Origin of the sequence: Nonomuraea sp. NPDC050536 (genome assembly GCF_044457685.1) — a bacterium.
Taxonomy (GTDB): Bacteria; Actinomycetota; Actinomycetes; order Streptosporangiales; family Streptosporangiaceae; genus Nonomuraea.
Window position 1 is genome coordinate 67447 of the sequence record NZ_JBITHD010000036.1, and the last position, 8712, is coordinate 76158.

The following is an 8712-nucleotide window of genomic DNA, read 5'->3' on the forward strand; positions in this document are numbered from 1 at the left end:
TCCGTGCCCGCGATGAACCCACAGCCTGACGCGGTCAGGCCCCTGTGTTCGCGTGAACCACGTGGGATTGTCGCGCCAGGACCCAGAACACGAAAACCTACAAACCCTGACGACCTGAACCGCCACGGCCACGGGAGCGTTGCTCTTCGTGGCCACCAGGTTCGTCATGCGCTTGCCGTACGTAATGGTCGTAAGCGACCTCAGATGGAGCTGATCACGTGAACCCGCTGACCACCAGCGCGTTTGACCTTCCCGACCACCTCGCCCCCAAGGCCGACCCGACGCTGATCGCCGTCGACGAGCAGCACTTCGCGGCCATCGCGGAGAGCCTCGAGCAGTCGATCGCCGAGCTGTCCGACCGCCTTGATGCCGAGCGCAAGGCGCCCGGTGGCGCAGGCCGGCAGGCGATGGACCGGGACTTGGAGATCCACCGGCTGACCGCTCGCCTGCGCACACTGCGTCGCTTCGGTTTGGACCTGTGCCTCGGACACATGGTGAGCGCGGACAACTCCGAGCCTGTGTACATCGGACGGCTTGGCCTTACGGACAGCGCGGGTCGTCGGCTGCTGCTCGACTGGCGCTCACCCGCGGCTGAGCCGTTCTTCGGTGCGACCCACGCCAACCCGATGGGGCTGGCAAGCCGCCGCAGGTATCGCTGGACCCGCGGCCGGATCAGCGACTACTGGGACGAAGTGTTCACCTCGGACGGGTTCGAAGGGCATGCCGCGCTCGACGATCAGTCCGCCTTCATCGCCAGCTTGGGCGGCGATCGGTCGCCCCGGATGCGAGACGTGCTCGGCACCATCCAGGCCGACCAGGACGCCATCATCCGCGCGGGATCCAGCGGCGCTCTCGTCGTCGACGGCGGTCCGGGTACGGGGAAGACCGTCGTCGCTCTGCACCGCTCCGCCTACCTCCTCTACTCCGACCCTCGCCTCGGTCACCACAGGGGTGGCGTGCTGTTCGTCGGTCCGCACCAGCCGTACCTGGCGTACGTCGCCGACGTACTCCCCAGCCTCGGAGAGGAGGGCGTGCAGACCTGCACCCTGCGGGACCTCGTCGCCGAGGGTGCCGCGGCAACAGCCGAGACCGACCCGGACGTGGCCCATCTGAAGTCGTCCGCGAACCTGGTCAACGCGATCGAGCCGGCCGTCAGGTTCTACGAGAACCTGCCCACCAAGGGGACGACGGTCACAACTCCCTGGTCCGACATCTGGCTGAGCACCGACGACTGGGCAGAGGCGTTCGAAGCACCAGATCCCGGTACTCCGCACAACGAGGCGCGCGACCAGATCTGGGAGGAGCTGCTCACGATCCTGGTGGACAAGCACGACGGCGACGCCTCGGCTGACCTGGTCCGCAGGTCGCTGCTGCGGGACAGGGAGCTGCTCACGATCTTCAACCGCGCGTGGCCGCTGATCGAAGCGGCCGACCTCGTCGGAGACCTGTGGTCGGTGCCTGCTTACCTGCGGATGTGCGCTCCCTGGCTCAGTCCCGACGACGTTCGGAAGCTGCAGCGCGAGGACGCCCAGGCCTGGACGGTGTCCGACCTGCCACTCCTGGACGCGGCCCGGCAGCGGCTCGGTGACCCGGAGGCGTCACGACGCAAGCGCCGGCAGGAAGCCGCTCTCGCCGTCCAGCGCGAGCGCATGGCCCAGGTCGTCGACAACCTGATCGAGGCCGACGACGACGGCGAAGGCCTCGTGACGCAGCTGCGCCGAGCAGACCTCCAGCGAAATCTGGTCGACGAGTCCGAACTGCCCACCCTCGAACCGGACCTGCTCGCCGGCCCGTTCGCGCACGTCGTCGTGGACGAGGCTCAGGAACTCACCGACGCGGAGTGGCAGATGCTGCTGCTCCGCTGCCCGTCCCGGAGCTTCACCATCGTCGGGGACCGTGCCCAGGCCAGGCACGGGTTCACCGAATCGTGGCAGGAACGGCTCGAGCGGATCGGGCTCGACCGGGTCAACCTGGCCTCCCTGAGCATCAACTACCGGACGCCGGAAGAAATCATGGCGGAGGCCGAGCCGGTCATCCGGGCCGAGCTCCCGGACGCCAACGTTCCTACCTCCATCCGCAGCGGCGGGCTTCCCGTCGTCCACGGCTCCGCCTCGGACCTGGACTCGATCCTCGACACCTGGCTCGCCGCGCATGCCGACGGGATCGCCTGTGTCATCGGTGATCCCACGTTCGAGGAGACGTCCCGCGTCCGGTCGCTGACCCCGGAGCTGTCGAAGGGGCTCGAGTTCGACCTGGTCGTCCTCATCGACCCAGAGAAGTTCGGCAACGGCATCGAAGGAGCGGTCGACCGTTATGTCGCGATGACCCGAGCGACCCAGCAACTCGTCATCCTCACGAGCTCCTGACGTCGGCCGAGTTGCAGGCCGGCCCATTGGCAGGGCTTTTTGCTGCTGGGGTTTACCGCCACGGCCTTGGCGTAGGCTTCCATGCTCGATTCGGAGATCGTGAAGCGAATCCAGAACGGCGCGTCAGTGACGAGAGCGAGCATGACACCGCCCGCGATGAAAAAGGGCATAACCCAGCGGTACTTCAAAGTGTCTGTCGCGGTTCCTTTGTGGTCAGCCCACACCATGCGTATTGCCCAGTAGGTGAGTAGGAGCAAGCCAACGAGGATCGTGATGAGGAACATCTCGAACTTATCCCAGTACGGGTAGCTAGCCCGTATGAGGAGAACGGCGGCCACGCCCGAAAAGATGATCAGAAACGGTAATCCGGCTGGTTTGCTGATCATGGCGTCACCTTAGCGGCATCCCGTGATGCTCGGCAGCCTGCGCGGCTGACCCTGGGCGGCGGCGCGGCGCTTGGACGTCGAGGTTCGGTGGGCGCGGCCCGGTAGTGCTACGGCGACGCCCCGCGCGGCGCGCCGCGCGAGAACGGCCCCCGGGCCGCACGCGCAGCGCGCGGCCCGCAAGCTCGGACCGCTCGGCGGCGCGCCGCCCGCCTGCCCTCCGGGCGTGCGGCGTGGGCGCCGGTCCCGGACGGCGCGGGGCTTCGGGCCGCCGCCGTACCACGCGCCCGCCGTAGCCATTCGACCCGCCGTACCAGGCCGCACCGCCGCCGGTCGCCTTGCCAAACTCCGGTCACCCACGCGGGGCGTACATGATGACCAACACGCCAATGATGCAGATGGCCGCTCCGATGATGTCCCATCGGTCGGGCTGGAACTTGTCCACCACCACACCCCAGATCAGCGAACCCGCGACGAACACGCCTCCGTAAGCGGCGAGGATCCGACCAAAGTGGGGATCCGACTGGAACGTGGCGACGAATCCGTACAAGCCGAGAGCGATCACACCGGCCCCGACCCACAACAACCCACGGTTCTCCCTCACCCCCTGCCAGACCAGCCAGGCTCCGCCGATCTCAGCGAGCGCGGCGACCACGAACAGCAGTAGGGAACGCGCGACAGTCACGGTTGTGACTGTAGGGGACCCGCCAGATCGGAGAACGGCAACGGACAGCACGGGCTCGCGGCGCACGCCACCAGATCGTCACACCCGGCATCCACCGCCTGGACCAGCGTCTCCCGTATCGCCTGGAGATCCGCGATCTTCTGCTCCACCTCGGCGAGCTTCGCCGTCGCCCGCGCTTGCAGACCGTGGGCCGGCCCGCCATGGCGATGACCAGCCAGCTCAACCACGTCTGCAACTTCGTCCAGGGTAAAGCCCAGCCGTTGCGCCGCCTTTATCACTCGAAGCGTTACCACGGTCTCCGGCGGATACAGCCGATGACCACCATGAGTACGCTGCGGCTCTCGTAGCAAACCCCGCCGATGGTAGTAACGCAGCGTCTCAGCGTTGACCCCCGCAGCCTCGGCAACCTCTCCAGTCCGCAACCATTGCCGGCTCATGACGCCACCTGTGGAGCGGCTTCCACTGCGCGAGCCTGGAGACCGTCGAGCACTCGGGCATGCGCGGAAGGTACTTCCACGTCTACTACCAGCCGCGTATCGCTGGGAGTCAGGGAGAAAGCGAAGAACGAGCAGCAACTCGTCTCCCGGGCGGCCAGGTCTCGTGCGGTCTCCTCCACCTGCGACCCGCCATCCAACGTGAGCCGCAGATGAGTCGGTGCCACGCGCTCCAGCCCACGAAGCGCCGTCGCGAACAGTTCGTCGAACTCCGCCACTCGCAGCGGCCGTTCCTCGGTCGGCAGTGTGCATTCAGCCGGTGCCCATTCCATGATCCCTCCCAGCGTCTGAGGGCAGCCCGTCTTCTGCACGAACGTTTGCCCATGGCTCGACGGTAACCCTGGACCTGGGTACAGGATGCAACCCTCAATTCCTGCCTCCGGCGGGGGCCTCAGGCTCCGAGATGATCGCGGCAAACATCAGGCAGTGAGTGGCTGAGGAGGGCCGGCTCTTCCCGTCACCGTCGCCCAGGACAAGCCGAGCGGGCCAAGGGCCGGAGGCGAAGGTCGTTCTTCCAGCGGGGAGCTCCACCTTCACCTCCGGACCTTGGCCCGCTCCGCTGACGGGTGGGACGACGGCGACGGGAAGATCCGGCGGGAGGGCGCATGCGTCCGCGCAAGGGACCTCTGACCTGCGGCGCCAGCCTGTCCGGCCACCACAGCCAGCAAGATCATTTGCATCCATATTGAACGAGCCCACGGCCCCTCCGTGACATCTCCGTGCGGCTTTCGCTGAGCTTCCATCCACAATGGACCAATGCGAGGAGCGTGGGCGCATGCTGGCCGACTCTGGACGAACGGCGATCCGTTTCTCGCTGTCGACGCCTCACTGCGAGGCGCGTGGCATGGGTTCAGCGACAACCAATACGACGACATCGTGGATCTTGGCCCGGAGGACACCAGTATCCCGGTCGGAGCCGGCCGGGCAGTCCTCGTCGGCGCGGACGGAGTCGTCCGCGATGACAGCTGGATGGAGGTCTTCCAGAGAGAGGATGGCGGCATCGCCGTCGTGCAGGCATCCGGTCCTGACTACCCGCGTGTGCTCACCGAGGCCCTCCGCTACCCGGACACCGACGATGAAGATGGTGCCCCGCTCATCGTGCACAGCGGCGAGATTGCCTTGTTCAGCGCCGCGTTCGACGGCGCCGGACCACACTCGCAACCACTGGTGCCTGCCCGACCAGGACCGGTGCCGCCGATGCACGGACGACCATCGCACGAGGACGATCCAGGCCTTCTGATTACGACGACGTGCACAACGTTCGCGTTCAAGGTGCGCTGGTACACCCGGCTAGAGGAAGAGAGCTGTTTCGCGCGGTGGCTGCTGACCCCTGCATGAGCCTTGTGATCAGTAGGCGCCCAAGCGATCGCCACCAGCGTCGCCGAGACAGCGCCGTCGGCTACAGAAGGGACACCAGATGATCGCTTTCGACGGGACCTTCTATCGCATCACGGATCCGGAGTTCGAAATGACGATCCCGGCATGGGAGGGATACGAGCCGGACACCGCCAACGAGGCGGACGCGACGATCACTTTCCGCGACGGCTCACGCCGATATGCGACCTTCATGACCCTGGATGTGGTCCAGCGCAATATGCACAAGAATGCGCGCACCGGCGAGTGTCTCGGTGGCAGGTACTTCTGGTGCTCAAACGTGCCTCAGTACTGATCACGTCGGTCCTGGCGCGCTTGGTGACGGCTACGGTAACCCGCATGACCGAACCCCCCTACCTGGCAGCCATTCGCGAGTCCTACGACACCGTCGCCGTCGACTATGCAGAGCTCGTCGGAGACGCACTCGGGTCAATGCCGCTGACCCGCGCAATGTTGGCCGCGTTCGCCGAACTCGTACAAGCCGCCGGGCGGGGGCCGGTCGCCGATATCGGGTGCGGACCCGGCCATGTGGCGGCGCACCTGAACGCACTGGGAGTGCCGGTGTTCGGCATTGACCTGTCGCCCAAGATGGTCGAGGTGGCCCGGCTGAGATACTCGGGTCTACGGTTCGAGGTGGGTTCGATGACCGCGTTGGATCTCAAGGATGGTGAGCTGGGCGGTGTCATCGCCTGGTACTCGACCCATCACATCGCGACGGAGCAGTTGCCGACGGTGTTCGCCGAGTTCCATCGAACGCTTGCACCAGGCGGCCACCTGTTGCTGGGAACCCACGTCGGCGATGAGCATCGGCATCTCCAGCACGCATACGGCCACCCGGTGTCGATCGGTTCCTATCTACGGCCGCCCGACCGCATCACCGAGCTGCTCGCCGAGGCCGGGCTGGTCGTCACCGCCCGACTACTCGAGGAGCCCGGCGAGGGGCAGAAGCGGCAACATGTCTGTCTACTGGCTCGCAAGGATGGACCGTCGTAATCGGCAAATCCGATCACCAGGGTCCGTTGGAAGCCGGTAAGGGCACGCCGAAGCAGCATGTCCCATCATGGTTGTTGTGACCGAGGAGCCTCTCACTGGCGGAAACAATGCGTTGGAGGTCGTACGCGTTGGCGACACGGTGCGCCGTGCTCGCGATGCGGGCGCTGTGTTCGCCTCCCGGGTGCTTACCTACCTGGAGTCCGTCGGCTACCCGCACGCACCGCGTTACCTCGGTATCGACGAACACGGCCGGGACATCCTGAGTTTCATCCCGGGCAACACCACCGACCATCCCACGCAGCGAGCACCCGGCGCATACGCCCTCGGTGGCCGAATGCTCCGCGACCTGCACGAGGCAACCGCGGGACACGCCCTGGCAGCCGCCACCGAATGCGTCATCCATGGCGATCCCGGCCCGTTCAACACCATCTTTCAAAGGGGTCTGCCGGTGGCTCTCATCGACTGGTCATCGTGCCGCCCCGGCACCCGGCTCGACGATCTGGGCTACATGGCGTGGACCTGGTGCATCCAGTCCCAAGGCCGAGTGCCAATCAGTCAACAGGCCCAGCATCTCCGCGAACTACGCGACGGTTACGGCGACGTCGATCCCGAACACCTCCTGGACGCGATGGTGCGCAGACAGACCAACATCGTTGACACGGAGGCAGCAAACCTCAGCAATCCCAAGCTCACCGCCACCCGTCGCCGCCACGCCCAAGCCGCTATCGCCTGGGCCACAGCTGACCGCGAACTTGTCTACCAGCACAAGGCGCTCCTGCTATCTGTACTGGAGTGAAGCGCAGGCGCGCAGCGAAGGCACTCGGCGCGCGACCTTATGGCAGCGCGCTTCTCGTCTGCCGTCTCTGACACCGACCCGCGCCGGGGTGTGACGTACTTCCAACCCCGCCCGTCGCACAACACACATGATCCGTTCCCGGCCATGAGGCTCCACTCTTGACGTCGAAGCTGATAGCCAGCACCTCTACTCGCCTAGAGGAGTTGCCTTGAAAGTATTTTTGACTCCTCTAGAGGAGTGCGTCAAGCGCTATCTCGCAGGAAGCTCATACGAGAGCACATAGGCGTCACTGGACATCACCGTGTCGCACACCTCTACAGCGCGCCCGTCAACGGTGTAGGCGGTCCTGACCAGATGAAATACCGGAACTCCAGGCGCCAGCTTCAGCGCACGGATCTCGTCGCGAAGCGGCATCCGCGACTTCACTTCTTCGTTGAAATGATCAAGACGGTATCCAAGCTCCTCCAGCCGGGCGTAGATTCCGCCAGGGCCGCTGTTGGGCTCGGTGATCTGAGTACCCCGAGCAAGCTCAGCCGGGATGTACGAGATTGCGGTCTCAACCGGCTGCCCGTTGATCAGGTAACGCCGTGAACGTGCGATCACGTGATCATCTGCCGAGATCCCCAAGAGGTCAGCAATCTGAGCAGATGGAAGCTCTTCCGTGATCATGATTGAGTCCACGGACGGCTTCCCGCCGGCGCCCTCAGTCTCGGCGATGAACGCTGCCTTGCCCTCCTCGCGATGCCGACGCGCGAATCGGTCAGACGCCAGCCGGCGCACGGGTGGATGGGCTCGGACGAACACTCCACGTCCGTGCTCTGCCACAGTCAAGCCTTCGCTCTGAAGGACTTGCAGCGCATTGCGGATGGTCATCCGGGCGACGCCGTAATGTTGCATGAGTTGAGCTTCCGAGGGCACCTTGTCACCCTCGGCGAGCGCGCCTCGTTGGATAGCCTCGCGGAGGTGGTCAGCGATCTGGCGGAAGACAGCCCGATCGCTACCCGCGTCGAGGCCAGGCAGAGGTAGCTGGGGCACGACAAACTCCTCAACTCATACACACGTCTATATAGGCTGAGGATAGTGACCAGGAAGGTATTGATGAACCACCGCAACACGCACTCGGTCAGCGTGGCAGGGGTCATCATCGACGACCAGGGCCGAGCCCTGCTGACCCAGCGCAGAGACAACGGCCATTGGGAAGCACCCGGCGGCATCCTGGAACTCGACGAAGACATCACCACCGGCCTGGTTCGAGAGATCCGCGAGGAAACCGGGCTCGATGTCGAGCCTGTCGCGCTGACGGGCGTCTACAAGAACATGAGCCGCGGAATCGTCGCCCTGGTCTTCCGGTGCAAGGTCATCGACGGCGAACTGATGGAGACCGACGAAGCCCGCGCCTTCCGCTGGGTGACCGCAAGCCAGGCCACCGCGCTCGCTTCTGAGGCGTTCGGCATCCGCGTTGTGGACGCGATGCAGCATGACGCCGTGCCAGCAGTGCGCTTCCATGACGGGACCAACCTACTCGGCTGTGTCTGAACTCACTTGATGCTTGACGTTTTGGCCTCGGATGATGCTTGACACTCCTAGCCGATCTTTCGCTTCTTAGTATGCGCCTGGGACT

11 protein-coding genes are annotated in these 8712 nt (G+C 65.3%); 6 read left to right on the forward strand and 5 right to left on the reverse strand.

Annotated elements, in window-relative coordinates; all coding sequences use genetic code 11:
* Positions 1 to 218: 218 nt before the first annotated feature.
* Positions 219 to 2366, forward strand: coding sequence for an RNA polymerase recycling motor ATPase HelR (gene helR / locus ACIBHX_RS50205; protein WP_397075872.1), 2148 nt, complete (start codon positions 219 to 221; stop codon positions 2364 to 2366).
* On the opposite strand, the gene ACIBHX_RS50210 is transcribed toward helR, so the two are convergent.
* The 4 genes from ACIBHX_RS50210 to ACIBHX_RS50225 form a co-directional block, all read right to left on the reverse strand.
* Positions 2312 to 2752 (reverse strand): hypothetical protein, encoded by a 441-nt coding sequence (locus ACIBHX_RS50210; protein WP_397075874.1) that lies wholly within the window; start codon positions 2750 to 2752, stop codon positions 2312 to 2314. The two genes, helR and ACIBHX_RS50210, sit on opposite strands and share 55 nt — an antisense overlap.
* A 349-nt stretch (positions 2753 to 3101) precedes the next feature.
* On the reverse strand, positions 3102 to 3434 hold the full coding sequence (locus ACIBHX_RS50215) for a YnfA family protein (protein ID WP_397075876.1): 333 nt from the start codon (positions 3432 to 3434) through the stop codon (positions 3102 to 3104).
* On the reverse strand, positions 3431 to 3871 hold the full coding sequence (locus ACIBHX_RS50220; protein WP_397075877.1) for a MerR family transcriptional regulator: 441 nt from the start codon (positions 3869 to 3871) through the stop codon (positions 3431 to 3433). Before ACIBHX_RS50220 ends, ACIBHX_RS50215 begins: the two co-directional genes overlap by 4 nt.
* Positions 3868 to 4200, reverse strand: coding sequence for a hypothetical protein (locus tag ACIBHX_RS50225; protein WP_397075878.1), 333 nt, complete (start codon positions 4198 to 4200; stop codon positions 3868 to 3870). The genes ACIBHX_RS50220 and ACIBHX_RS50225 overlap by 4 nt, the downstream gene beginning before the upstream one ends.
* Before the next feature lie 484 nt (positions 4201 to 4684).
* On the opposite strand from ACIBHX_RS50225, the gene ACIBHX_RS50230 reads away from it, so the two are divergent.
* The 4 genes from ACIBHX_RS50230 to ACIBHX_RS50245 all read left to right on the forward strand — a co-directional run bounded on the left by ACIBHX_RS50230 (position 4685) and on the right by ACIBHX_RS50245 (position 7091).
* On the forward strand, positions 4685 to 5266 hold the full coding sequence (locus ACIBHX_RS50230) for a hypothetical protein (protein WP_397075880.1): 582 nt from the start codon (positions 4685 to 4687) through the stop codon (positions 5264 to 5266).
* 79 nt (positions 5267 to 5345) lie between these two features.
* On the forward strand, positions 5346 to 5597 hold the full coding sequence (locus ACIBHX_RS50235; protein WP_397075881.1) for a hypothetical protein: 252 nt from the start codon (positions 5346 to 5348) through the stop codon (positions 5595 to 5597).
* A 44-nt stretch (positions 5598 to 5641) separates the two neighbouring features.
* On the forward strand, positions 5642 to 6295 hold the full coding sequence (locus tag ACIBHX_RS50240; protein WP_397075883.1) for a class I SAM-dependent DNA methyltransferase: 654 nt from the start codon (positions 5642 to 5644) through the stop codon (positions 6293 to 6295).
* A 67-nt stretch (positions 6296 to 6362) separates the two neighbouring features.
* Positions 6363 to 7091: a phosphotransferase gene (locus ACIBHX_RS50245; RefSeq protein ID WP_397075885.1), complete on the forward strand. Its 729-nt coding sequence runs from the start codon at positions 6363 to 6365 to the stop codon at positions 7089 to 7091.
* Positions 7092 to 7340: 249 nt separating this feature from the next.
* On the opposite strand, the gene ACIBHX_RS50250 is transcribed toward ACIBHX_RS50245, so the two are convergent.
* Positions 7341 to 8126: a GntR family transcriptional regulator gene (locus tag ACIBHX_RS50250; protein WP_397075886.1), complete on the reverse strand. Its 786-nt coding sequence runs from the start codon at positions 8124 to 8126 to the stop codon at positions 7341 to 7343.
* A gap of 45 nt (positions 8127 to 8171) precedes the next feature.
* Here ACIBHX_RS50250 and ACIBHX_RS50255 point away from each other — a divergent pair, with 45 nt between their 5' ends.
* Positions 8172 to 8627 (forward strand): NUDIX hydrolase, encoded by a 456-nt coding sequence (locus ACIBHX_RS50255; protein WP_397075888.1) that lies wholly within the window; start codon positions 8172 to 8174, stop codon positions 8625 to 8627.
* Positions 8628 to 8712 lie beyond the last annotated feature (85 nt).